The sequence below is a fragment of the Kocuria rosea subsp. polaris genome, from assembly GCF_001483755.1.
Classification (GTDB): Bacteria; Actinomycetota; Actinomycetes; order Actinomycetales; family Micrococcaceae; genus Kocuria; species Kocuria cellulosilytica.
Genome location: NZ_LQBK01000006.1, coordinates 125,938 through 148,502 on the forward strand (window position 1 = coordinate 125,938; position 22,565 = coordinate 148,502).

Genomic DNA, 22,565 nt, shown 5'->3' on the forward strand with positions numbered 1-22,565 from the left:
CGCCGTCCACGGGCCGCCCGTGGACGATCGCACCGGTCGAAGGCCCGGAAGCCACAGGCTTCCGGGCCTTCTCCGTGCGTTCATCGGGCGTCCACGCGCTGCGGACCGGACGGGCGGGCCGGCTCGATAGACTCCCGGGCGTGACGACAGATCGGAGGGCCCCGTGAGCCAGTGGCTGGCCGTGGTCCTGGCGCTGCTCTCGGCCGTGTGCCTGGCCATGGGGACGCAGCAGCAGGGCAGCGCCGTGGCCGACGTCGCGCACGGGCGGCTGGGCCTGCGCAGCATCGGGGTCCTGCTGCGCCGTCCCCGCTGGCTGCTCGGGCTGGGCCTGCTGGGCGCCGGCACGGCCCTCAACGTCACCGCGCTCGGGCTGGCCACCGTGACGGTGGTCCAGCCGATCGGCGTCGTGGCCCTGGTCATCACCACGCTGCTGCACGCCCGGCACCGCCGGCTGCGGATCAACCGGCGGACCTGGACGGCCATAGGTCTGTGCACCGCCGGCGGGGCGGTCTTCGTGACCTGCGCGGTGGCGGCGACCGATCCCGCCCAGGGCATCTCGCAGTGGGCCGAGCACACCGTGGTGGTCATGCTCGTGGTGCTGACCTGTGTCCTCGGGGTCTCCGCGGCCATGTTCGGCCGCCGTCTGGGCGGGACCTTCTACGTGGTGGGGGCCGGCATCCTCTACGGCTTCGTGGCGGTGCTGGTGCGGCTGACGCTCATCCGCATCCAGGGCAGCGCGGGGACGCCCCTGGACGACGTCAACTGGCTGGCGGTGGCCACCGCGGTGCTCGCGGCCGTGCTGGGCGGGTGGTTCGTGCAGACGGCGTTCGCGGCGGGGCCGCCGGACCTCGTGATCGCCGGGCTGACCGTGATCGACCCGATGGTGGGCGTGCTCCTGGGACTGCTGGTCCTGGGAGAGGCGGCGCCCGGCTTCTCCGTCCCGGTCGGGGTCCTCATGGCCGGGGCCGGCGCCGTTGCTATAGTCGGGGTCGCCGTGCTCTCGCAGCACCACCCGGAGGTGCTCGAGCGCCGCGCCGAGCTCGCACGGCGGGACGCCGCACAGCCCGCCCCGGGCCCCGCGGCCCCGCACCCTCCGGCACCGCATCCTGCAGCACCCGACCGCCCAGCACACGACCGACCGGGAAGACACGCTTGAGCGCCGACACCACGACCGCCGACCGCCCCCTCACCGTCCTCCTGGGCGCCGAGACCTATCCGCCGGACGTCAACGGGGCCGCGCAGTTCGGCCACCGTCTCGCCCGCGGCCTGCACGAGCGGGGCCACCGGGTGCACGTGCTGTGCGCCCGCCCCGAGCCGGGGCCGTCCTGCCGGGCGGAGGACGACGGCGTGCTGGAGCACCGCCTGCGCTCCCACCGGGCGTTCACCCACCCGTACTTCCGCCTGTGCTTCCCGTGGCAGGTCGCCGGGGAGATCCGCCGGGTGCTCGACGAGGTCCGCCCCGACGTCGTCCACGTCCAGAACCACTACATCATCGGCCGGATGCTGGTGCGGGAGGCCCGGCGCCGGGGCATCCGCACCGTGGCCACCAACCACTTCGTGCCCGAGAACCTGGAACCGTTCCTGCCGTTCCCCGCGTGGGTGCTGGACCGGTACCGCGCGGTGTCGTGGCGGGACATGGTGCGGGTGTTCGGCGCCTGCGACGTGGTGACCGCGCCCACCCCGCTCGCGGTCGAGACCATGCGCCGCAACGGCTTCCCCGGCACCGTGCTCGCCGTGTCCAACGGGATCCGGATCGCCGACTACGAGGCCCACGACGGCGAGCAGCGGGAGCGGGGCGCGCCCCCGACGGTCCTGTTCACCGGCCGGCTGGCGGTCGAGAAGAACGTCGACGTGCTCATCGAGGCCCTCTCGCTGCTGCCCGCCGAGCTCGACGCCCACCTGGAGCTCGTGGGCGACGGCGAGCAGCGGTCCGCGCTCGAGAAGCTGGCGAGGGCCCTCGGGGTCGCCCAGCGGGTTCGCTTCCTGGGCTACGTTCCCGACGAGGAGCTGCGCGCGGCCTACCTCCGGGCGGACGTGTTCTGCCAGCCGGGCACCGCGGAGCTGCAGTCCCTGGTGACGCTCGAGGCCATGGCGGCGTCGCGGCCCGTCGTCCTGGCGAACGCGCGGGCCCTGCCGCACCTGGCCGAGGACGGGGTCAACGGCTGGCTCTTCGCCCCCGGCGACGCGCAGGACCTGGCGCGCAAGCTCGCCCTCGTCCTGGGCGCCCCGCCCGAGGAGCGCGCACGGATGGGCCGGGAGAGCCGCCGCAAGGTCGCCCAGCACAGCTTCCCGCGGACCCTCGAGACGTTCCTGCGGCTCTACCGCGGGCAGCACCCGGAACCGGTGCGCGCCCGCGCCGCAGGCCCGGGGCGGCTGCGCAGCCGGCTCGCCTCGCTCGTGCGGTAACGTGGTGCTGCGCCGCCGGGCCCGGCCCGGCGCGGGGCCGTAGCTCAGCTGGTCAGAGCAGAGGACTCATAATCCTTCGGTCGTGGGTTCAAGCCCCACCGGCCCTACTCCCCGTCCCTGTCACCGTTGCCCTCCCGGTGGCGGGGACGCTCCCGCCGGACCACGCCGCCACCGGGTGCGCGTCCGCCGCGGATGTGGTGCACTGGTGGTCCGATCCGAGTTCCGCCCACCGTAAGGACCCCGAGATGAGCCGCCGCACGACGTGGAGCCTCCTGTCCGTCGCCGCCCTGGGGGCCGCCGCGCTGACCGGCTGCGACACGACCGCCGAGGACGTCGAGCAGGGCGCCGACCAGGTCCAGCAGGAGCTCGAGCAGGGCGCCGACCAGCTCCAGGAGGGGGCCGACCAGGTCCAGCAGGAGGTGGAGGAGGGCGCCGGTCAGCTGCAGGAGGGCGCCGACCAGCTCCAGCAGGAGGTCGAGCAGGGCGTCGAGGACGTGCAGGGCGGCGAGGGCTGAGCGGCCGCCCGCCGCCGCTCCTCGGGCACGGGCAGCAGCACCGACGGGCCGAGCGCGCCGACGAACCCGAGCGGATTGACGTAGTCGCCGTCCCGGCGCACGCCCCAGTGCAGACAGGTGCCCGCACCGCAGTGGTCGCGGCCGCTCAGCACGCCCACCGCCTGCCCGCGGCGCACCCGGTCCCCGGCGGCGAGGTCCGACTCGACGGGCTCGAAGCTCGAGCGCACGCCCCGGCCGTGGTCGAGCGTCAGCACGGGCCGGTCCACCACGAACCCCACGAAGCTCACCGTCCCCGCCGCGGGGGCGCGCACGGTCGCGCCCGGGGCGGCCCCGAGGTCCACTCCCCGGTGACCCCGCGCCCACCGCTGGGCGGGCGGGACCCAGTCGCCCACCACGGCCGGTCGCGGCGCCAGCGGCCACGTCCACCCCGGCGCCGCCGAGCCGGGGGAGGGGGCGGCGGCCCCGAGGGCGAGCACGAGCCCCAGCGCCGCGGCCCGCACCGTCCAGGGGTGTCCCGGGCGCGCGGGGCGGGAGGCCCGGAGGAGCCGGTCGCGTCGGAGGAGCATGCTCCCACTGTCGGGCCGCGCCCCGGGCGGCGGGCGGCTCCGGCCCCGTGCTGTGGATGCGTCCCGAGCGCGTTCGCCGCCCCCCGGGGATGTGCAGGACGGACGAGGCCCTGTAGTACACTTGGGCCCGCAGTGTGCTCTGCCGCGCCCTCCGTGGCGTGCCTTCGCGACCTTCCCGGACCCGGCCCCGACGCCGGAGCCGGCGGCGCGGTGGCGAGCAGCTGACTTCGCGCGCAGCGCCGCCGGGACCTCCCGTCCCGGCCCGGCCGCCCCGGTCCGCGTTCCCCGTCCCGGCGGGGTGCGGCACGGCGGTCGGGAGACGGACCCGCAGGGTCCGCCCACCGCTGTGCCAGGGGCTCGTCCGCCGGACGCAGCCGAGAACCGTACCCGCGGGCCGGGCGTCGTCGCACGCCCTCCCGCACGAGAACAAGGAGACGACATGTCTGTCGTTACCATGCGCCAGCTCCTCGACAGCGGCGTGCACTTCGGCCACCAGACCCGCCGCTGGAACCCGAAGATGAAGCGCTTCATCTTCACCGAGCGCAACGGCATCTACATCATCGACCTCCAGCAGTCGCTGTCCTTCATCGACCGCGCCTACGAGGCCGTGAAGACCACCGTGGCCCACGGCGGCACCATCCTCTTCGTCGGCACCAAGAAGCAGGCTCAGGAGGCCATCGCCGAGCAGGCCACCCGCGTGGGCATGCCCTACGTGAACCACCGCTGGCTCGGCGGCATGCTCACCAACTTCGCCACGGTCTCCAAGCGCATCGAGCGCATGAAGGAGCTCGAGGAGATCGACTTCGACGACGTCGCCGGCTCGCAGTACACGAAGAAGGAGCTCCTGCTCCTGCGCCGTGAGAAGGAGAAGCTGGAGCGTACCCTCGGCGGCATCCGCAACCTGACCAAGGCCCCGTCCCTGATCTGGATCGTGGACACCAAGAAGGAGCACCTCGCGGTGGACGAGGCCCAGAAGCTGGGCATCCCCGTCGTCGCGATCCTCGACACCAACTGCGACCCCGACGAGGTCGCCTTCCCGATCCCGGGCAACGACGACGCCATCCGCTCCGTCAACCTGCTGACCCGCGTGATCGCCGACGCCGTGGCCGAGGGCCTCATGGAGCGCCACAACAAGAAGTCCGGCGGCGCCGACCAGGCCGCCGAGCCGATGGCCGAGTGGGAGCGCGAGCTGCTCGAGCAGCACGCCGCCGAGCAGACCGCCGCGGCCGAGGCCCCGGCCGAGACCGCCGCTCCCGCCGAGACCGCCGCTCCCGCCGAGACCGCCGCCGCGACCGAGGCCCCCGCCGAGGCCGCCGCCCCGGCCGAGACCGAGACCGCCGCCGAGTAGTCTCCGTCCACCGTTCGTTCCCCCCGGTCGGGGCGCCGTCCCCGCCCGGGGCCGGCCGGGACGGGCACGCGCCCGTCCCGGCCGGCACCACCGACTACGTGAGGAGTTTCCATGGCGAACTACACCGCCGCTGAGATCAAGGCCCTGCGCGAGCGCACCGGCGCGGGCATGCTCGACGTCAAGAAGGCGCTCGACGAGGCCGACGGCGACCTCCAGAAGGCCCAGGAGATCATCCGCGTCAAGGGCCTCAAGGGCGTCACCAAGCGCGAGGGCCGGGCCACGGCCGAGGGCCTCGTCGCCGCGCGCGTCGAGGGCACCGTCGGGTACATGGTCGAGGTCAACTCCGAGACCGACTTCGTGGCGAAGTCCGCCCCGTTCGTCGAGTTCGGCAACAAGGTGCTCGACGCCGCCGTGGCCGCCGACGCCACCACGCTCGAGGCCCTCCTGGACGCCCAGGTCGACGGCAAGGCCGTCTCCGAGCTCGTCACCGAGACCGGTGCGCTGCTCGGCGAGAAGGTCGTCGTCCGCCGCATCGCCCGGGTCGAGGGCGAGAACGTGGCCGTCTACCTGCACAAGACCTCCAAGGACCTCCCGGCCCAGGTCGGCGTGCTGCTGGCCGTCGCCGGCGCCGACGCGGGCCAGGTCGCCCACGACGTCGCCGTGCACATCGCCGCGCTGTCCCCGACGTTCCTCTCCCAGGAGGACGTGCCCGCCGAGACCGTCGAGTCGGAGAAGCGCGTGGCCGAGGAGACCGCCCGCGCCGAGGGCAAGCCGGAGAAGATCCTGCCGAACATCATCAACGGCCGGCTCAAGGGCTACTTCAAGGACGTCGTCCTGCTCGACCAGGACTTCGCCAAGGACTCGAAGAAGACCGTCGGCAAGGTGCTCGAGGAGGCCGGCGCGACCGCCACGGCCTTCGCCCGCTTCCGCGTCGGCGCCTGACCGGTCCCGTCAGGGCGCCCCGCGCCCGAGCCGAGGAGGCGCCCCTGCACCGCAGGGGCGCCTCCTTCGTCGTTCCCGCTCCGACCTGCGGCGACGCTCCCAGTGCCCCCCGGGGCGACGTCGGCGGGCGGACGCGTTCTGTATGCTGAGGGAGGCCCGGCCCCGAGCCAGCTGCACCCTCGCGGGGTCGAGCCGTCCACGCAGCTCCGTCGTCGCCGGGAGGAACCATGCCCACCACTTCTGCCTCCGAGATCAAGGACGAGGCCCTGCGCCTGAGCAGGGACCCCCGGGTCGCCCCCACCCGCCGCCGGGTGCTCCTCAAGCTCTCGGGCGAGGTGTTCGGCGGCGGCTCCATCGGGGTGGACACGCGCGTGGTCCGCGACATCGCCGAGCAGATCGCCGCCACCGTGGGCCAGGTCGAGACCGCCGTCGTGGTGGGGGGCGGCAACTTCTTCCGCGGCGCGGAGCTCTCCCAGGCCGGCATGGACCGGTCCCGGGCGGACTACATGGGGATGCTCGGCACCGTCATGAACTGCCTGGCGCTGCAGGACTTCCTCGAGCAGTGCGGAGTGGACACCCGGGTGCAGTCCGCGATCAAGATGGAGCAGGTGGCCGAGGTCTACATCCCCCGCCGGGCCATCCGCCACATGGAGAAGGACCGCGTCGTGATCTTCGGCGCCGGCGCCGGGCTGCCCTACTTCTCGACCGACACCGTCGCCGCCCAGCGCGCCCTCGAGGTGCACGCGGACGAGGTGCTCATGGCGAAGAACGGGGTGGACGGCGTCTACACCGCGGACCCCCGCACGAACCCGGACGCCCAGCGGCTGTCCACCCTCACCTACGGCGAAGCCCTGGCCCGCGACATCCGGGTCATGGACCAGACCGCCTTCAGCCTGTGCCGCGACAACGACGTGACGATGCGCGTGTTCGGCATGGAGGGCGAGGGCAACGTCACCCGCGCCATCCTCGGGGAGCAGATCGGCACCCTCGTCACCGCGTGAGCCGGTGCGGGACGGCCCCCGGTTAGACTGGGGCCAGCACGGCCGGGCCGCGCGGTCACCGCGCAGCGACCGGCCGGACCGACCCCGCGCGGAGGACTCCGTGCGACACGACGAAGGAGCCCCTACGTGATCTCAGAGACCATGTCCGAAGCGAAGACCAAGATGGGCAAGGCCGTGGACGGCGCCAAGGAGGACTTCGCCGCGGTCCGCACGGGCCGGGCCAACCCCTCCCTCTTCTCGGGCGTGCTGGTCGAGTACTACGGCACTCCCACCCCGCTCCAGCAGCTGGCCTCCTTCCAGAACCCCGAGGCCCGCACCCTGCTCATCACGCCGTACGACCGCTCCGCCCTGAACGACATCGAGAAGGCGCTGCGCAACTCGGACATCGGGGCGAACCCCGCCAACGACGGCAACGTCATCCGGGTGGTCATGCCGGAGCTGACGCAGGAGCGGCGCAAGGAGTACGTCAAGGTCGTGGGGCACAAGGCCGAGGAGGCGCGCGTCTCCGTGCGGAACATCCGCCGGCACGCCAAGGACCTGATCGAGAAGGCCGTCAAGGACGGCGACATCGGCGAGGACGAGGGCAAGCGCGCCGAGAAGGACCTCGACGCCTCGACCAAGAAGCACATCGACCAGATCGACGAGATGCTCAAGAACAAGGAAGCCGAGCTGCTGCAGGTCTGATGCCGCACCAGCGACGACCGCACCAGGAGACGAAGGCTTCCCCCGGCACCGCCGGGGGGGCCTTCTCCTCGCGGACCCGGGCCGAGCCCGTCCCGGACGGCGCCGTGCCGGCCCCGGGGCGCCGGCACACCGCGCCCTCCCGCGCCGGGCGGAACCTGCCGGCGGCCGTGGGCGTCGCCGCGGTACTCATCGGGACCCTCCTCGTCGGGCTGTTCGTCCAGCCCCTCGTCCTGGCGCTCTTCGCCGGGACGGCCGCGGGGATCGGGGTCTGGGAGGTCGGCCGGTCGCTGCGCTACCGCGACATCGCGATCCCGCGCGTGCCGGCGGTGACGGCGGGCGTGCTGATGCCGGTCGCCGCCTTCGCCGGCGGGGGCGAGGCGCTCATGATGGCCGTGATCGTGGGACTGACGCTCGTCATCGTGTGGCGGGCCCTGGGGGACCGGGACGGCATGGTCCTGTCGATCATGGGCTCGGTCTTCGCCCTGGTGTGGGTGGGCTTCCTGCTCAGCATCGCCCTGCTGCTCTACCACACCGAGGCGGGCCCGCTGAAGGTGCTCACCGTGATCCTGCTGGCCATCGGCTCCGACACGTGCGGCTACGCCGTGGGAGTGGTCTGGGGCCGCCACCCCATGGCGCCGCGGATCAGTCCCAAGAAGTCCTGGGAGGGCTTCGCCGGTTCGCTCGGCGGCTCGGTGGTCATCGGCGTGCTGTGCGCCGTCCTGCTGCTCGACCACGCCTGGTGGGAGGGCGCCGTGCTGGCCGCGGTCCTCGTCCTGGCGGCCACCCTCGGCGACTTCTCCGAGTCCATGGTCAAGCGGGAGCTGGGGATCAAGGACATGGGCACCCTGCTGCCCGGCCACGGGGGAGTGATGGACCGGATCGACTCCATCCTCTTCGCCGTTCCCGCCGGGTACCTGCTCTTCGAGCTGTTCGCCGCGGGCGCCTGAGCCGGGCATCCAGGACCCGCAGCACATGCCCTCCGAACCCCCGGGAGCCCGGCCTCCCACCGCCCGCATCCCCCGGTGCAGCCCGGCCGAACGGGGCTACGACGTCGAGCAGGTCGACGACGTCCTGGCCGGCGTGCGAGCGGCCCTCGGGTTCGCCCCGGACGGGTTCGCCCCGGATGGGTCCGCCCCGGACGGGCCCGCCGCCGGAGAGGATCCCCGGGCCCTGACGAGCACCCAGGTCCGCGCGGTCGTCTTCGCCGCCGCCCGGGGCGGCTACCGGCCGGAGGCCGTGGACGAGCTCCTGGAGGCCGCCGAGGACGCGCTCGCCGCGGCGGAGCGCGAGCAGTGCCTGCGCGCCCGGGGCCCCGAGGCCTGGCAGGAGCACGTCGACTCCCTGGCGCGGCTGCTCCGGAACCGCCTCGACCGCCCGCGCACCCAGCGCTTCCGGCGCCCCTCCCGGCCCCGGGCCCAGGGCTACTCCGCGGCGCACGTGGACGTCCTGTGCGAGCGCCTCGGCGCCCGGCTCGCGGGCGCGGCCCCCCTGGAGCCGGCCGAGCTGCGGCGGGCCGTCTTCCCGCCCGCGCAGGGCGAGCGCAGCTACGAGGAGCAGCAGGTGGACGCCTTCCTGGACCGCGCCGTCCAGCTGCTCCTGGCCGTCCGCTGAACCGAGCCGTCCAGCGGTCCTGTGTATACATGCTGGACCAGGCAACGTCCAGAAACGCCGATGCATGTCATGTTTTGCCGCTGAATAGGAACTTTTGGGCGTAGCGTCTTGCTCCTGTGCATACAACGGCCTAGTGTGGGCCACATCACATGAGGAGGTAGCCCATGGCCAACCAGCCACCCATCGACGCCGACGACCTCGTCGCCGACGTCGACTTCCCCGCGGCCCAGCGGTCGCCAGAGTTCCAGGAGCTGCGGAAAGCCCACCGCGGTTTCGTCTTCCCGCTCGCCGTCGTGTTCCTGGTCTGGTACTTGCTGTACGTGGTGCTCGCCATGTACGTGCCGCAGCTGTTCGCCATCCAGGTCATCGGCAACGTCAACCTCGGCGTCGTCCTGGGCCTGCTCCAGTTCGTCACGACCTTCGCGATCACGGGCGCCTACGTGTCCTTCGCCAACCGCAAGCTGGACCCGAAAGCCACGGCCATCCGGGAGCGCCTCGAGCCCGCTCTCGACCTCCCCGGCGGCGCCCACGGACAGGAGAACTGATCGATGAATCCTCTGCACTCCGCGCTCGTGCCCATGGCGGCCGGCACCACGGAGACGGTCGGCACGCCCTGGATCAACATCTCCATCTTCGGCGCGTTCGTCGTCGTCACGATGGTCATCGTCCTGCGGGCCTCGAAGTCCACGGCCACGGCGGCCGACTACTACGCCGGCGGCCGCGGCTTCAGCGGCACCCAGAACGGCCTGGCCATCGCCGGCGACTACCTCTCGGCAGCGTCCTTCCTGGGCATCGTGGGCGCGATCGCCATCCAGGGCTACGACGGGTTCCTGTACTCGATCGGCTTCCTCGTGGCCTGGCTCGTGGCGCTGCTGCTGATCGCGGAGCTCCTGCGCAACACCGGCAAGTTCACGATGGCGGACGTGCTGTCCTTCCGGCTGCGCCAGCGCCCCGTGCGCGTGGCGGCGTCCATCTCCACCCTCGCCGTGTCCGCCTTCTACCTGCTGGCGCAGATGGCCGGCGCCGGTGCGCTGGTGTCCCTGCTGCTGGGCATCGGTTCGAAGGCCGGGCAGTCGCTCGTCATCGTGGTCGTGGGCGTGCTCATGATCGTCTACGTCCTCGTGGGCGGGATGAAGGGCACCACCTACGTGCAGATCATCAAGGCCGTGCTCCTGGTCACGGGCGTGGCGGTCATGACCGTCTGGATCCTGGCGCTGTACGGCTTCAACTTCTCGTCCCTGCTCGGTGACGCGGTCGCCGTCTCCGGCAACCCGGCCATCCTCGAGCCGGGCCTGAAGTACGGCGTGAGCGAGACCAGCAAGCTGGACTTCATCTCCCTGGGCCTGGCCCTCGTCTTCGGCGCCGCGGGCCTGCCCCACGTGCTGATGCGCTTCTACACGGTGCCGACCGCCAAGGAGGCCCGCACCTCCGTGGTCTGGGCCATCTCGCTGATCGGCCTGTTCTACCTCTTCACCCTGATCCTGGGCTTCGGCGCGGCGGCCCTCATCGGCGCCGAGCGGATCCAGGCGGCCCCCGGCGGCGTGAACTCCGCGGCCCCGCTGCTGGCGTTCGAGCTCGGCGGCTCGCTGCTGATGGGCATCATCGCGGCCGTGGCCTTCGCCACGATCCTCGCGGTCGTCGCCGGCCTGGCCATCACCGCCTCGGCGTCCTTCGCGCACGACATCTACACCAGCGTCATCAAGAAGGGCGACTCGGACCCCCGCAAGGAGCTGAAGGTCGCCAAGACCACCGTGGTGGTCATCGGCCTCGTCTCCATCGCGGGCGGCATCGGCGCGCAGGGCCAGAACGTCGCGTTCCTCGTGGCGCTCGCCTTCGCGGTCGCGGCCTCGGCGAACCTGCCGACCATCCTGTACTCCCTGTACTGGCGCCGCTTCACCACCCGCGGCGCGGTCTGGTCCATGTACGGCGGCCTGATCATCTCCGTGGGCCTCATCGTCTTCTCCCCGGTCATGTCCGGCACCGAGACGTCGATGATCCCGACCGCCGACTTCGCGTGGTTCCCGCTGCAGAACCCGGGCATCGTCTCGATCCCGGCCTCCTTCCTCCTCGGCTTCATCGGCTCCATGACGGAGCGCCGTCTCGAGGACCCGGTCAAGCAGTCCGAGATGGAGGTGCGCTCCCTCACAGGCATCGGTGCGGAGAAGCCCGTCGCGCACTGACGCGATCTCCGCTCCCACCTGGGACGATCCCCGGCCCGCCTGAAGCCCCGGCTTCCGGCGGGCCGGTCCGTGTCCGGCGGACACCCACGAATTCACTGAAGTAAAAGGACAGGAGGCTGAGCGTCCGCTAGGGTTGGCGACGAAGCCGGCTCAGGGTATTCCTGGGGAACTCGCCGGTTGCTTACAATGAAAGTCCCTCCCGGGACGGATAAGGAGCAATCATGGGAATCATCAGCTGGATCGTCCTCGGCCTCATCGCCGGTGCTCTCGCCAAGCTGATCATGCCGGGCAACCAGGGCGGCGGCATTCTCGTCACCATGGTCCTCGGCATCGTCGGAGCCCTCCTCGGAGGCTTCCTGGGGTCGCTGATCGGCATCGGCGACCTGGAGTCCGTGTTCGACATCGGCACCATCATCACGGCCGTCGTGGGAGCGCTCATCGTGCTCTTCATCTGGGGCGCGGTCACCGGCCGCAAGGGCCGCACGCACTGACCCGGCCCCACCGGTCCACGAGGCCCCGTCCACCGTTCCCGGTGGACGGGGCCTCGTGGCGTCCGTGCCCGGGGCGGGCCCGCGGGGCGATCCGGGGGATACTGGGGCCATGACGCCCCCCGCCTCCTCGCCCCGCACCCGGCAGACGCCCGAGCTGGCCGCCCTGGTCGCCGCCGGTCCCCGCAGGATCAGCGTCCTCGGCTCGACCGGCTCGATCGGCACCCAGGCCCTCGACGTCGTGCGGGCGGCCCGCGAGCTGGAGGGCCGGGCCCCGTTCACCGTGGTCGCCCTCGCCGCCGGGCGGAACCACCTCGAGCTGCTGGCCGAGCAGGCCGTCGAGACCCGCGCCGCGCTCGTGGCCACGAGCGGCACCGGCCAGGACGCCGCCCGGCTGGCCCGGCTGATCGCGGAGCGGGCCGCGGCCGCCGGGGCGGGGGACTACCGCCCCGAGATAGAGCACGGGCCCGCCGCGGCGTCCGCGGCCGCCGCCCACCCCGGCGCGGACCTGGTCCTCAACGGCATCACCGGCTCCATCGGGCTCGCGCCCACGCTGGCGGCGCTGCGGGCCGGGCACAAGCTCGCGCTGGCGAACAAGGAGTCGCTGATCGCCGGCGGCGCCCTCGTCAAGGCCGCCGCGGCGGCCACCGGGAACCCCGACGCGCTGATCCCCGTGGACTCCGAGCACTCGGCGCTCGCGCAGGCGCTGCGCGGCGGCTCCGCCGGGGAGGTGGACCGGCTCGTGCTGACGGCCTCGGGCGGGCCGTTCCGCGGCCGGTCCCGGGCGGAGCTCGAGGCGGTCACGCCGCAGGACGCGCTGCGCCACCCCACGTGGGACATGGGCCTGATGGTGACGACCAACTCCGCGTCCATGGTGAACAAGGCCCTCGAGGTGCTCGAGGCCCACCTGCTCTTCGACGTCCCCCTCGAGCGGATCGACGTGGTGGTCCACCCCCAGTCGGTGGTCCACTCCATGGTCCAGTTCGTGGACGGCTCCACCCTCGCCCAGGCCTCGCCCCCGGACATGCGCCTGCCCATCGCCCTCGGCCTGGCCTGGCCCCACCGGGTGCCCGGGGCCGCCCCGGCGTGCGACTGGACGCGCGCCGCCGAGTGGACCTTCGAGCCCCTGGACCCCGTGGCGTTCCCGGCCGTCGAGCTGATCAAGGCGGCGGGGGAGCGGGGCGGGACCTTCCCCGCGGTGTTCAACGCGGCCAACGAGGAGGCGGTGCACGCCTTCCACGACGGCCGCATCCGGTTCCCGGCCATCGTGGACACGGTCGAGGCGGTGCTGGACGGGCACGACGACGACGGCCCGCTCGAGCTCGAGGCCGTCCTGGCGGCTGAGCACTGGGCCCGCCGCCGGGCCCGCGAGGTCCTCGCCCGCTGACCGGGCCCCCGGGCCACGGCGTCCCCGTGCTAGTCTGTCGGTCGGATGACGAGTCCCAGCACGAAGCCCTGGCTGGCTGGGCGGCAACCCTCTCCCGTAGTGGGGTGCCCCAGGTGAACCATCCGGCCACGGCCGACGACGGCCGGCGGCAAGTACGGCTCGACGCCTCCCGCGCCCTTTCGCGCGCCGATCAGCCGACGCCGCCGGATCCCGGCCCTGGTGGACACCTCCGACACCTACGGACCCACGGAAAGGCACCACATGCGATCGCAGCGCCTCCCCTTCCTCGCCCTGGCCACCACCCTCGGCCTCACCCTCACCGCCTGCGGCGGCTCCGCGGGGGAGTCCTCCGGCGAGGGCGTCCTCGCCGACGACAAGGTCACCATCGGTGTCGTGGGCACGGACCCGACCCACGACGCCCTCAAGCAGCTGGCCGAGGAGCAGGGCATCACCGTCGAGTACGTCGACTTCTCCGACTACAACCAGCCGAACCCCGCCAACGAGTCCGGCGACGTGGAGATGACCTGGTTCCAGCACATCCCGTTCCTCGCCGACTACAACAACTCCGCGGGGGGCTCGATCACCCCCGTCGGCTCGACCTCGATCTACCCGCTGGGCCTGTACTCCAACCAGTACGACTCCGTGGAGCAGTTCCAGGAGGGCGACGAGATCGCGGTGCCCAACGACGCCGTGAACCTCTCCCGCGCGCTGCTCGTGCTCGAGGCCGCCGGGCTGGTGGAGCTGACCTCCGACACCCTGATCCCCACCGAGCTCGACGTCGACACCGAGGCCTCGACGGTGACGGTCACCCCGGTCTCCGCGGAGCAGACGGTGCTCTCGCTCGACTCGGTGGCCGGCTCGGTCATCAACAACGACTTCCTCTCCCGGGCGGACATCGACCCGAAGTCCGCGCTCGCCCAGGACGACCCCGACGCCGAGGGCTCCCGCGCCTACGTCAACCTGTTCACCACGACCGAGGAGCTCGCCGACGACGAGACCCTCCGGCAGGTGGCCGACCTCTACCACGAGCAGCCCGTGCTCGACGCCGAGATGACGGAGACCAAGGACACCGCCGTGCCGCTGCAGCTGGAGCAGCAGGAGCTGCAGGAGCTGACGGAGCGCTACCAGCAGGAGCTCAAGGACCAGGAGCAGTGAGCGCGGCGGTCCCCACCGGGCCGTCCGCACCCGGGCGCCCGGACGAGGTGCTCGTGCGCTTCAGCAACGTCTCCAAGACCTTCCGCACCGGCTCGGGGCGGGCGGCGCGCGAGGTGGTGGCGGTCGACGACGTGAGCCTCGACGTCCGCCGCGGCGAGATCTTCGGTGTGATCGGCTACTCCGGGGCGGGCAAGTCCACCCTCGTGCGCCTGATCAACGGGCTCGAGCCCATCACCTCCGGCTCCCTGACCGTGGAGGGCTTCGAGGTGGCCGGCCGGCGCGAGACCGAGCTGGCGCCGGTGCGGCAGGAGATCGGCATGATCTTCCAGCAGTTCAACCTCTTCACCTCCCGGACCGTGGCCGGCAACGTCGAGTACCCGCTCAAGCGGGCCGGCTGGCCGAAGGAGAAGCGCCGGGCGCGGGTGGCCGAGCTGCTCGAGTTCGTGGGCCTGTCCGCGCGCGCCGGCAACTACCCGGAGCAGCTCTCCGGCGGGCAGAAGCAGCGCGTGGGCATCGCCCGCGCCCTGGCGACCAGCCCGAAGCTGCTCCTGGCCGACGAGTCGACGAGCGCCCTCGACCCGGAGACCACGCAGGAGGTGCTGCAGGTGCTGCAGCGGGTCAACCGGGAGCTGGGCATCACCATCGTGATCATCACCCACGAGATGGACGTGGTCCGGGCGATCGCCGACCGCGTGGCCGTGATGCAGGACGGGAAGGTCGTGGAGCACGGCTCGACCGTGGACATCTTCGCCCGGCCCCGCACCGAGACCGCCCACCGCTTCGTCTCCTCCGTCCTGCACTCGGAGCCCGACGCCCGCGAGGTGGAGCGGCTGCGCCGCGCCCACCGCGGGCGCCTGGTGATCGTCGACGTCGGCGACGGCGTGGACATCGGCGGCGTGCTCTCCGACGGCGCCGCCCGCGGGGTCCGCTTCACCATCGCCTACGGCGGGATCAGCGTGCTCCAGGAGCAGTCCTTCGGGTCCCTGACCTTCGAGCTGACGGGCGAGGACACGGCCGTGCAGGCCGTGGTCGACGAGATGTCCCGCATCACGACCCTGAGAGAGGTGGCCGCGTGAACGACTGGTCCGTCCTGGGACCCGAGCTGCTGGCCGCGCTCGGGGAGACCCTGTACATGGTGGCCGTCACGCTGCTGCTCGCCGGCCTGCTCGGGCTGCTCGTGGGCGTGGGCCTCTACGTCACCCGCCGCGGCAACATCCTGGAGAACCGCGCGGTCCACGAGGGCCTCAACCTCGTGGTGAACTTCGTCCGGCCGATCCCGTTCATCATCCTGCTGGCCGCGCTCGGACCGGTGACCCAGGACGTCGTCGGCACCCGGCTCGGGCCCAACGCGGCGATCTTCGCGATGACCATCGGCGCGATGTTCGCCGTGGCGCGGATCGTCGAGCAGAACCTCATGAGCGTGGACCCCGGTGTCGTCGAGGCGGCCCGCTCGATGGGCGTCTCCCGCGGCAGGATCATCACCACGGTGATCCTGCCCGAGGCGCTGGGGCCCCTGGTGCTCGGCTACACCTTCCTGGTCATCGGCATCACGGACATGTCCGCGATGGCCGGGGCCATCGGCGCCGGCGGCCTGGGCGACTTCGCCCTGCGGCTCGGCTACCAGCGGTTCAACGACGAGGTCACGTGGGCGGCGGTCGCCGTCATCGTGGTCCTGGTCCAGCTCGTGCAGGTGGTGGGCAACCGGCTGGCCCGCCGGATCCTGCGCCGCTGAGGCGGCCCCCGCCCGGGCACCCCGCGACGGCCGGTGCGTCTCCTCCCGGGAGGCGCACCGGCCGTCGTCGTGGACCGGTGCGCCTGCCACCCGCCGTCCAGGATGGTGGTGCAGACTGGTCCTCGCCGTGCCGCGCGCACGGCCCCGCCGTCCCCGGCGTCCGCCGGGGACCCTCGACGATCCCGGGAGGTCCGACGGATGGGCGTCGTGCTGTTCCTCGTGGGCGTGCTGCTGGCCGCGGTCGCCATCGCGGTCTCCATCGCCCTCCACGAGATCGGCCACCTGGTGCCGGCCAAGCTCTTCGGCGTGCGCGTCACGCAGTACATGGTCGGCTTCGGGCGCACCGTGTTCTCCCGCCGCCGGGGCGAGACGGAGTACGGGCTCAAGGCGGTCCCGCTGGGCGGCTACATCTCCATGGTGGGCATGTACCCGCCGGCGCGCGCGGGCGCCACGGCCCGGGCCTCGAGCACCGGCGTGTTCCAGCAGCTGGCGGCCGAGGCCCGCGGCGCCGCGGGCGGGCTCGCTCCCGGGGACGAGGAGCGCGCGTTCTACCGCCTGCCCGTGGGGAAGCGGATCGTGATCATGCTCGGCGGCCCGGTGATGAACCTGCTGCTCGGGGCCCTGTGCCTCGCCGTGCTGCTCTCCGGCTTCGGGACCGCCACGCCCACCACCACGGTCGCGTGGGTCTCCGAGTGCGTGGTGGCCGCCGAGCGCCAGGCCGCCGGGCAGACCGAGTGCCGCCCGGAGGACCCCCAGGCCCCCGCGAACGCCGCCGGGCTGCGCCCCGGGGACGTCGTCACGGCCGTCGACGGCGCCCCGGTCGCCTCCTGGGACGAGCTCACCGGCCGCATCCGGGACCGGGCCGGGGAGCGGATCCCGGTGCTGGTCGAGCGGGACGGACGGACCGTGTCCACCGAGCTCACCCCGATCCTGTCGTCGCGTCCCGTGCTGGACGACTCCGGCGCCGCGGTGACCGGCGAGGACGGCGCCCCCCGCTACGAGCAGGTCGGCTTCATCGGGATCAGCCCGACCACCGAGCCCGTCCGGCAGCCGCTGAGCGCGGTGCCCCCGGCGGTGCTCGACGGCCTGCAGCAGATCGCCGGCGTCGTCCTGCACCTGCCGCAGCGGATCTACGAGGTCGCGGAGGCCGCGTTCTCCGACGCGCCGCGGGACCCGGACGGGCCGATCTCCGTGGTGGGGATCGGGCGGATCTCCGGGGAGATCGCCGCGCACGAGGAGATCACGCTGCGGGACAAGGCCGCCACCCTCGTGGGGCTCGTCGGCTCCGTGAACCTGGCGCTGTTCGTGTTCAACCTGCTCCCGCTGCTGCCGCTGGACGGCGGGCACGTCGCCGGGGCCCTGTGGGAGGGGCTGCGGCGTGGCGGCGCCCGGCTCCTCGGCCGGCGCGACCCCGGCCCGTTCGACCCGGCCCGGCTGCTGCCCGTGACCTACGCGGTGGCCGTGCTGATGATCGGGATGTCCGTGCTGCTGGTCTACGCGGACATCGTCAAGCCCGTCCGGCTCTTCTGAGCCCCGCCCCGGGACCCGGGAGCCCCGGGACCCGGCCGCCCGGCGTTCGGCCAGGGAGGAATTCCGCCCCGCGCGCCGGGGACCGCCCCGGAGCATGGGGCACAATGGGAACCGGCGACGGGCCCGGCGACCGGTCCCCGGCGCCACGACCCCAGAACCTGCCCTCGAACCCTGCTCCCGCAACCTGCTCCCGAAACCTCGGAGGAACTCCTTGACCCCGGTCAGCCTCGGCATGCCCGCCGCGCCCCAGCCCGTCCTGTCCCCGCGCCGGAAGACCCGGCAGATCCGGGTCGGGTCCGTGGGCGTCGGCTCCGACTCGCCGGTGAGCGTGCAGTCCATGACGACCACCCCCACCACGGACATCAACGCCACCCTGCAGCAGATCGCCGAGCTCAACGCCACCGGCTGCGACATCGTCCGAGTGGCCTGCCCGTCCCAGGACGACGCCGACGCCCTGCCGATCATCGCCATGAAGTCCCCGATCCCGGTGATCGCCGACATCCACTTCCAGCCGAAGTACGTCTACGCCGCCATCGAGGCCGGCTGCGCGGCCGTGCGCGTGAACCCCGGCAACATCCGCAAGTTCGACGACCAGGTCGGTCAGATCGCCCGCGAGGCCAAGGCCGCCGGGGTGTCCATCCGGATCGGCGTGAACGCGGGCTCGCTCGACCAGCGGATCATGGACAAGTACGGCAAGGCCACCCCGGAGGCGCTCGTGGAGTCCGCGGTGTGGGAGGCGTCCCTGTTCGAGGAGCACGACTTCCACGACTTCAAGATCTCCGTGAAGCACAACGACCCCGTCACCATGGTCCGGGCCTACCAGCTGCTCGCCGAGCGCGGGGACTGGCCCCTGCACCTCGGCGTGACCGAGGCCGGCCCCGCCTTCCAGGGCACCGTCAAGTCCGCCACCGCCTTCGGCGCCCTGCTCTCCCAGGGCATCGGCGACACGATCCGGGTCTCGCTCTCGGCGCCGCCGGTCGAGGAGGTCAAGGTCGGCAACCAGATCCTGCAGTCCCTGGGCCTGCGCCCGCGCAAGCTCGAGATCGTCTCCTGCCCCTCGTGCGGCCGCGCGCAGGTGGACGTCTACACCCTCGCCGACGAGGTGACGGCCGGCCTCGAGGGGCTCACCGTCCCGCTGCGGGTCGCCGTGATGGGCTGTGTCGTCAACGGCCCGGGCGAGGCCCGCGAGGCCGACCTCGGCGTGGCCTCCGGCAACGGCAAGGGCCAGATCTTCGTCAAGGGCGAGGTCGTGAAGACCGTCCCCGAGGACCGGATCGTGGAGACCCTGATCGAGGAGGCCAACCGCATCGCCGCCGAGATGGACACGGACGAGAACGGGGAGAGCACCGCGGGCAGCCCCGTCGTGAGCGTCGGCTGACGGGCCGGTGACGGGCGGTTGAGGACGCAGCGGAGGACGGCGCCGCGGCTGGTGCCGGCGGGGGAGGTCGATCCGGCCCAGCTGGACCGGCTGCTCGGTGCGGACCCCGTCGCGCACGCGTTCGTGGCCGCCCACGTGGAGTCCTGCCGCGGCGCCGAGGGCTCGCGGATCCCGCCCGTGGTGGGCACCGCCGGGCCGGACGGGGAGCTGACCGGTGCCTGCTGGGTGGGCACGAATGTGGTGCCCGTGGCCCTCGACGCCCAGGGGCTGGACCTCGTGGGCGGGCACCTGCGGCGCGGCGGGTCCCGGCACGCCTCGCTGTTCGGGCCCGCCGAGCTCGTGCTCGGTCTGTGGGCCCGGGTGGAGCGCTCCTGGCCCCGGCCCTTCGACGTGCGCCCCGTCCAGCCCCTGCTGGCGATCGACCGGGACCCGCTGCCCGTCCCGCACCCCGGTGTCCGCGTCGCCGGCCCCGAGGACCTCCCCGCCGTGCTCCCGGCGAGCGCCGCCATGTTCGAGGAGGAGGTCGGCTACTCCCCGTACACGGGCGGTGACCGCGGATACCGGGACCGGGTCTCCGCGCTCGTCGGGGCGGGGCGCTGCCTCGTGCTCACCGACGACGGCGGCCGCGTGGTGTTCAAGGCCGACCTCGGCTCGGTGGTGCGCGGGGTGGCGCAGGTGCAGGGCGTGTGGGTCGACCCGGCGCACCGCGGCCGGGGGCTGGCGGCGCCCTGCATGGCCGCCGCCGTGCGCCTGGCCCGCCTGCGCACCCCCGTGGTCAGCCTCTACGTCAACGACTACAACGTCCGGGCCCTCGCCACCTACCGGCGGGTCGGCTTCGAGCGCGTCGGGACCTTCGCCACCGTGCTGCTCTGAGCCGCCGGGCCGGCCGATCCCGGCGCGGCGCGCCGGGCCGGGGGTGTAGATTTGACCGGAATCCGCGGCGCCGTCGGCGCCGCCCACCCTCATGACGCCCGGGCCCGGACGCACCTCGCCGCGCTCCCCGGGAGAAACGGAGCCCACGTGGCGCTGCGCCTCTCCTCCCTGTTCCTGCGGACCCTCCGCGAAGACCCCGTCGACGCCGAGGTGGACAGCCACAAGCTGCTCGTGCGCGCCGGGTACATCCGCCGTGCCGCGCCCGGCATCTACACCTGGCTGCCGATGGGCCTGCGGGTGCTCGGGAAGGTCGAGCAGGTGGTGCGCGAGGAGATGGGCGCGATCGGGGCCCAGGAGGTGCACTTCCCGGCGCTGCTGCCGCGGGAGCCCTACGAGGTCACCAACCGGTGGACGGAGTACGGCGAGAACCTCTTCCGCCTCAAGGACCGCAAGGAGGCCGACTACCTCCTCGCGCCCACGCACGAGGAGATGTTCACGCTGCTCGTGAAGGACCTGTACTCCTCGTACAAGGACCTCCCCGTCACCCTCTACCAGATCCAGGCGAAGTACCGGGACGAGGCCCGCCCCCGCGCCGGCCTGCTGCGCGGGCGCGAGTTCGTGATGAAGGACTCCTACTCCTTCGACGTCGACGACGCCGGGCTCGACGAGTCCTACACCCGGCACCGCGAGGCCTACGTCCGGATCTTCGAGCGCCTCGGCCTGCCCGTGGTCGCCGTCTCGGCCCAGTCCGGGGCGATGGGCGGGTCCCGCTCCGAGGAGTTCCTGCACCCCACGGTCATCGGCGAGGACACGTTCGTGCGCTCGCCCGGCGGCTACGCCGCCAACGTCGAGGCGGTGACCACCGTGGTGCCCGAGGAGCGCGACCCCGCCGAGGCCCCCGAGGCCCGGGTGCTCGAGACCCCGAACAGCCCCACGATCGACACGCTCGTGGAGCGCTCGAACGAGCTGCACCCGCGCGCCGAGGGCGCCTGGACCGCCGCCGACACGCTCAAGAACGTCGTGCTGGCCGTCATCCTGCCCGACGGCGAGCGCCGTCTCGTGGCGGTCGGGCTGCCCGGGGACCGCGCGGTGGACCTCAAGCGCATCGAGGCCGGCATCGGCGCCGCCCTGGACGTCTCCGGGGAGCTGCTGGTGGAGCAGGCCGGCGACGACGACCTGCGCGCCTGCCCGCTGCTGGTCAAGGGCTACATCGGTCCGGGCCTGTCCCTCGACCAGGCCGTGCTCGGCGAGAAGTCCGCGACCGGCATCCCCTTCTTCGTGGACCCGCGCGTGGTCCGCGGCACCCGCTGGGTCACCGGGGCGAACGTGGCCGGCCAGCACGTCTACGACCTCACGGCCGGGCGCGACTTCGCCTGGGACGGCGTCCTGGAGTGCGCCGAGGTCCGGGCGGGCGACCCCGCGCCGGACGGCTCCGGCCCGCTCGAGGCGGCGCGCGGCATCGAGATGGGCCACATCTTCCAGCTCGGCCGCAAGTACGCGGAGGCGCTGGGGCTGAAGGTCCTGGACCGCAACGGCAAGCTCGTCACCGTGACGATGGGCTCCTACGGGATCGGCGTCACCCGGGCGGTGGCGGCCCTGGCCGAGGCCTACCACGACGACAAGGGCCTGATCTGGCCCCGCCAGGTCGCCCCGGCGGACGTCCACGTGGTCGCCACCGGCAAGGGCCCCGAGGTGCTCGAGGAGGCCGAGAAGGTCGTGGCCGAGCTCGAGGCGGAGGGACTCGAGGTGCTCTTCGACGACCGGCCCAAGGTCTCCCCGGGCGTGAAGTTCGGCGACGCCGAGCTGCTCGGCGTGCCCACCGTGCTCGTGGTCGGCCGGGGCCTCAAGGACGGCGTCCTCGAGCTCAAGGACCGCGCGAGCGGGTCCAGCGAGGACGTGGCCCGCGACGGCGTCGCCGCGGTGGTCGCCGCAGCCGTGCGCGGCTGAGCCCGTGCACGGGCTCGGCGCCTGGCTCGGGCCCTCGGGCCTGGAGCAGATGGACCCCGGCGTCGTCGCCCTGCTGGTGGCCGCCGGACTCGCCGCGGGCTTCGTGGACGCCGTCGTCGGCGGCGGAGGGCTGCTGCAGCTGCCCGTGGTCCTGATGGTCCCGGGGATCAGCCCGGTCCAGGCCCTGGCCACCAACAAGATGGGCTCCGTGTTCGGCACGGCGACGAGCGCGGTGACGTTCTACCGCCGCACGTCCCCCGACCTGCGCACGGCCCTGCCCATGGCCGGCGTCGCCCTGGTCGGCAGCTTCGGCGGGGCGGCGCTCGCCGCGTCCCTGCCGGAGGAGGTGTTCCGGCCCATCATCCTCGCCGCGCTCGTGGCCGTGCTCCTCTTCACCGTGGCGCGGCCGACCGTCGGGCAGCTCACCGAGCTGCGCCACAGCGGGGCGCGGCACTACGGCACCGCGATGGTCATCGGCACCGTGATCGGCTTCTACGACGGCGTGATGGGCCCGGGCACCGGATCGTTCCTGGTCATCGCCATGATCACGCTGCTGGGCTACAGCTTCCTGGCCGCGAGCGCCAAGGCCAAGATCGTCAACCTCGCCACCAACGTGGGCGCCCTCGTCTTCTTCTTCGGCCACGGCTCCGTGCTGTGGGGCCTGGGCCTCGTCCTGGGGCTGTCCAACATGCTCGGCGGCTACCTCGGGGCGCGCACCGCCGTGGCCCGCGGCAGCCGCTTCATCCGGGTCGTGTTCCTGACCGTGGTCTCGCTGCTGATCCTCAAGCTGGGCGTCGACGTCCTGCGCGGGGCCTGAGCGGC

22 protein-coding genes, 1 tRNA gene and 1 riboswitch are annotated in these 22,565 nt (G+C 73.0%); of the genes, 22 read left to right on the forward strand and 1 reads right to left on the reverse strand.

Annotated elements, in window-relative coordinates; genetic code table 11:
* Positions 1-163: 163 nt before the first annotated feature.
* The 4 genes from AVL61_RS06125 (at position 164) to AVL61_RS06140 (ending at position 2,921) form a co-directional block, all read left to right on the forward strand.
* Positions 164-1,156: a DMT family transporter gene (locus AVL61_RS06125; RefSeq protein ID WP_231738295.1), complete on the forward strand. Its 993-nt coding sequence runs from the start codon at positions 164-166 to the stop codon at positions 1,154-1,156.
* Positions 1,153-2,406 carry a glycosyltransferase gene (locus AVL61_RS06130; protein ID WP_058873474.1) on the forward strand — a complete coding sequence of 418 codons (1,254 nt, stop codon included), beginning with the start codon at positions 1,153-1,155 and terminating at the stop codon, positions 2,404-2,406. The genes AVL61_RS06125 and AVL61_RS06130 overlap by 4 nt, the downstream gene beginning before the upstream one ends.
* 33 nt (positions 2,407-2,439) lie before the next feature.
* Positions 2,440-2,513, forward strand: a tRNA-Ile gene (locus AVL61_RS06135).
* A 138-nt stretch (positions 2,514-2,651) separates the two neighbouring features.
* Entirely contained in the window at positions 2,652-2,921 is a 270-nt protein-coding gene (locus AVL61_RS06140; protein ID WP_058873475.1) for a hypothetical protein, read from the forward strand.
* Here the strand turns inward: AVL61_RS06140 and AVL61_RS06145 are convergent.
* Positions 2,843-3,487, reverse strand: a complete 645-nt coding sequence (locus AVL61_RS06145; protein WP_082697003.1) for a M23 family metallopeptidase — start codon at positions 3,485-3,487, stop codon at positions 2,843-2,845. The two genes, AVL61_RS06140 and AVL61_RS06145, sit on opposite strands and share 79 nt — an antisense overlap.
* 439 nt (positions 3,488-3,926) lie before the next feature.
* Here AVL61_RS06145 and rpsB point away from each other — a divergent pair, with 439 nt between their 5' ends.
* The 18 genes from rpsB (at position 3,927) to AVL61_RS06235 (ending at position 22,560) form a co-directional block, all read left to right on the forward strand.
* A complete protein-coding gene (gene rpsB, locus AVL61_RS06150; RefSeq protein WP_058873476.1) occupies positions 3,927-4,835 on the forward strand; it encodes a 30S ribosomal protein S2 in 909 nt (302 codons plus the stop codon).
* Positions 4,836-4,946: 111 nt separating this feature from the next.
* Positions 4,947-5,777 carry a translation elongation factor Ts gene (tsf, locus tag AVL61_RS06155; RefSeq protein ID WP_058873477.1) on the forward strand — a complete coding sequence of 277 codons (831 nt, stop codon included), beginning with the start codon at positions 4,947-4,949 and terminating at the stop codon, positions 5,775-5,777.
* Between the two features lie 227 nt (positions 5,778-6,004).
* On the forward strand, positions 6,005-6,778 hold the full coding sequence (gene pyrH, locus AVL61_RS06160; RefSeq protein ID WP_231738297.1) for a UMP kinase: 774 nt from the start codon (positions 6,005-6,007) through the stop codon (positions 6,776-6,778).
* A gap of 126 nt (positions 6,779-6,904) precedes the next feature.
* Positions 6,905-7,462, forward strand: coding sequence for a ribosome recycling factor (frr, locus tag AVL61_RS06165; protein WP_058873478.1), 558 nt, complete (start codon positions 6,905-6,907; stop codon positions 7,460-7,462).
* Positions 7,462-8,409 (forward strand): phosphatidate cytidylyltransferase, encoded by a 948-nt coding sequence (locus AVL61_RS06170; RefSeq protein WP_058873479.1) that lies wholly within the window; start codon positions 7,462-7,464, stop codon positions 8,407-8,409. The genes frr and AVL61_RS06170 overlap by 1 nt, the downstream gene beginning before the upstream one ends.
* A 25-nt stretch (positions 8,410-8,434) precedes the next feature.
* Complete coding sequence (locus tag AVL61_RS06175) at positions 8,435-9,073, forward strand: DivIVA domain-containing protein (RefSeq protein ID WP_058873480.1); 639 nt, start codon at positions 8,435-8,437, stop codon at positions 9,071-9,073.
* A gap of 164 nt (positions 9,074-9,237) precedes the next feature.
* Positions 9,238-9,618, forward strand: a complete 381-nt coding sequence (locus AVL61_RS06180) for a DUF485 domain-containing protein (RefSeq protein WP_058873481.1) — start codon at positions 9,238-9,240, stop codon at positions 9,616-9,618.
* Between the two features lie 3 nt (positions 9,619-9,621).
* Positions 9,622-11,253: a solute symporter family protein gene (locus AVL61_RS06185; RefSeq protein ID WP_058873482.1), complete on the forward strand. Its 1,632-nt coding sequence runs from the start codon at positions 9,622-9,624 to the stop codon at positions 11,251-11,253.
* Positions 11,254-11,474: 221 nt separating this feature from the next.
* Positions 11,475-11,744, forward strand: a complete 270-nt coding sequence (locus AVL61_RS06190) for a GlsB/YeaQ/YmgE family stress response membrane protein (protein WP_058873483.1) — start codon at positions 11,475-11,477, stop codon at positions 11,742-11,744.
* Between the two features lie 109 nt (positions 11,745-11,853).
* Positions 11,854-13,128, forward strand: a complete 1,275-nt coding sequence (gene dxr, locus AVL61_RS06195) for a 1-deoxy-D-xylulose-5-phosphate reductoisomerase (protein WP_231738298.1) — start codon at positions 11,854-11,856, stop codon at positions 13,126-13,128.
* A 44-nt stretch (positions 13,129-13,172) separates the two neighbouring features.
* Positions 13,173-13,289: riboswitch (SAM riboswitch) on the forward strand.
* A gap of 100 nt (positions 13,290-13,389) precedes the next feature.
* Positions 13,390-14,283: a MetQ/NlpA family ABC transporter substrate-binding protein gene (locus tag AVL61_RS06200; protein ID WP_058873484.1), complete on the forward strand. Its 894-nt coding sequence runs from the start codon at positions 13,390-13,392 to the stop codon at positions 14,281-14,283.
* Positions 14,280-15,359, forward strand: coding sequence for a methionine ABC transporter ATP-binding protein (locus tag AVL61_RS06205; protein ID WP_058873485.1), 1,080 nt, complete (start codon positions 14,280-14,282; stop codon positions 15,357-15,359). The genes AVL61_RS06200 and AVL61_RS06205 overlap by 4 nt, the downstream gene beginning before the upstream one ends.
* A 56-nt stretch (positions 15,360-15,415) precedes the next feature.
* A complete protein-coding gene (locus AVL61_RS06210) occupies positions 15,416-16,015 on the forward strand; it encodes a methionine ABC transporter permease (RefSeq protein WP_082697010.1) in 600 nt (199 codons plus the stop codon).
* A gap of 198 nt (positions 16,016-16,213) precedes the next feature.
* Positions 16,214-17,545 (forward strand): M50 family metallopeptidase, encoded by a 1,332-nt coding sequence (locus tag AVL61_RS06215; RefSeq protein WP_058873487.1) that lies wholly within the window; start codon positions 16,214-16,216, stop codon positions 17,543-17,545.
* Between the two features lie 211 nt (positions 17,546-17,756).
* Complete coding sequence (ispG, locus tag AVL61_RS06220) at positions 17,757-18,923, forward strand: flavodoxin-dependent (E)-4-hydroxy-3-methylbut-2-enyl-diphosphate synthase (protein WP_058873488.1); 1,167 nt, start codon at positions 17,757-17,759, stop codon at positions 18,921-18,923.
* A gap of 51 nt (positions 18,924-18,974) precedes the next feature.
* Positions 18,975-19,796, forward strand: a complete 822-nt coding sequence (locus AVL61_RS06225; protein WP_058873489.1) for a GNAT family N-acetyltransferase — start codon at positions 18,975-18,977, stop codon at positions 19,794-19,796.
* A 147-nt stretch (positions 19,797-19,943) separates the two neighbouring features.
* Positions 19,944-21,743: a proline--tRNA ligase gene (locus AVL61_RS06230; protein WP_058873490.1), complete on the forward strand. Its 1,800-nt coding sequence runs from the start codon at positions 19,944-19,946 to the stop codon at positions 21,741-21,743.
* Between the two features lie 49 nt (positions 21,744-21,792).
* Positions 21,793-22,560, forward strand: coding sequence for a TSUP family transporter (locus AVL61_RS06235; RefSeq protein WP_058873558.1), 768 nt, complete (start codon positions 21,793-21,795; stop codon positions 22,558-22,560).
* The last annotated feature ends 5 nt before the right edge of the window (positions 22,561-22,565 follow it).

Excerpts from the sequence above, each read along its gene's own strand:
- AVL61_RS06175 (WP_058873480.1), top strand. The coding sequence starts at position 8,435 with ATGCCCTCCGAACCCCCGGGAGCCCGGCCTCCCACCGCCCGCATCCCC.
- AVL61_RS06180 (WP_058873481.1), top strand. The coding sequence starts at position 9,238 with ATGGCCAACCAGCCACCCATCGACGCCGACGACCTCGTCGCCGACGTC.
- AVL61_RS06145 (WP_082697003.1), bottom strand. The coding sequence starts at position 3,487 with ATGCTCCTCCGACGCGACCGGCTCCTCCGGGCCTCCCGCCCCGCGCGC.
- AVL61_RS06185 (WP_058873482.1), top strand. The coding sequence starts at position 9,622 with ATGAATCCTCTGCACTCCGCGCTCGTGCCCATGGCGGCCGGCACCACG.
- AVL61_RS06140 (WP_058873475.1), top strand. The coding sequence starts at position 2,652 with ATGAGCCGCCGCACGACGTGGAGCCTCCTGTCCGTCGCCGCCCTGGGG.
- dxr (WP_231738298.1), top strand. The coding sequence starts at position 11,854 with ATGACGCCCCCCGCCTCCTCGCCCCGCACCCGGCAGACGCCCGAGCTG.
- pyrH (WP_231738297.1), top strand. The coding sequence starts at position 6,005 with ATGCCCACCACTTCTGCCTCCGAGATCAAGGACGAGGCCCTGCGCCTG.
- AVL61_RS06210 (WP_082697010.1), top strand. The coding sequence starts at position 15,416 with ATGGTGGCCGTCACGCTGCTGCTCGCCGGCCTGCTCGGGCTGCTCGTG.
- tsf (WP_058873477.1), top strand. The coding sequence starts at position 4,947 with ATGGCGAACTACACCGCCGCTGAGATCAAGGCCCTGCGCGAGCGCACC.
- AVL61_RS06190 (WP_058873483.1), top strand. The coding sequence starts at position 11,475 with ATGGGAATCATCAGCTGGATCGTCCTCGGCCTCATCGCCGGTGCTCTC.
- AVL61_RS06235 (WP_058873558.1), top strand. The coding sequence starts at position 21,793 with ATGGACCCCGGCGTCGTCGCCCTGCTGGTGGCCGCCGGACTCGCCGCG.
- rpsB (WP_058873476.1), top strand. The coding sequence starts at position 3,927 with ATGTCTGTCGTTACCATGCGCCAGCTCCTCGACAGCGGCGTGCACTTC.
- AVL61_RS06170 (WP_058873479.1), top strand. The coding sequence starts at position 7,462 with ATGCCGCACCAGCGACGACCGCACCAGGAGACGAAGGCTTCCCCCGGC.
- AVL61_RS06200 (WP_058873484.1), top strand. The coding sequence starts at position 13,390 with ATGCGATCGCAGCGCCTCCCCTTCCTCGCCCTGGCCACCACCCTCGGC.
- AVL61_RS06215 (WP_058873487.1), top strand. The coding sequence starts at position 16,214 with ATGGGCGTCGTGCTGTTCCTCGTGGGCGTGCTGCTGGCCGCGGTCGCC.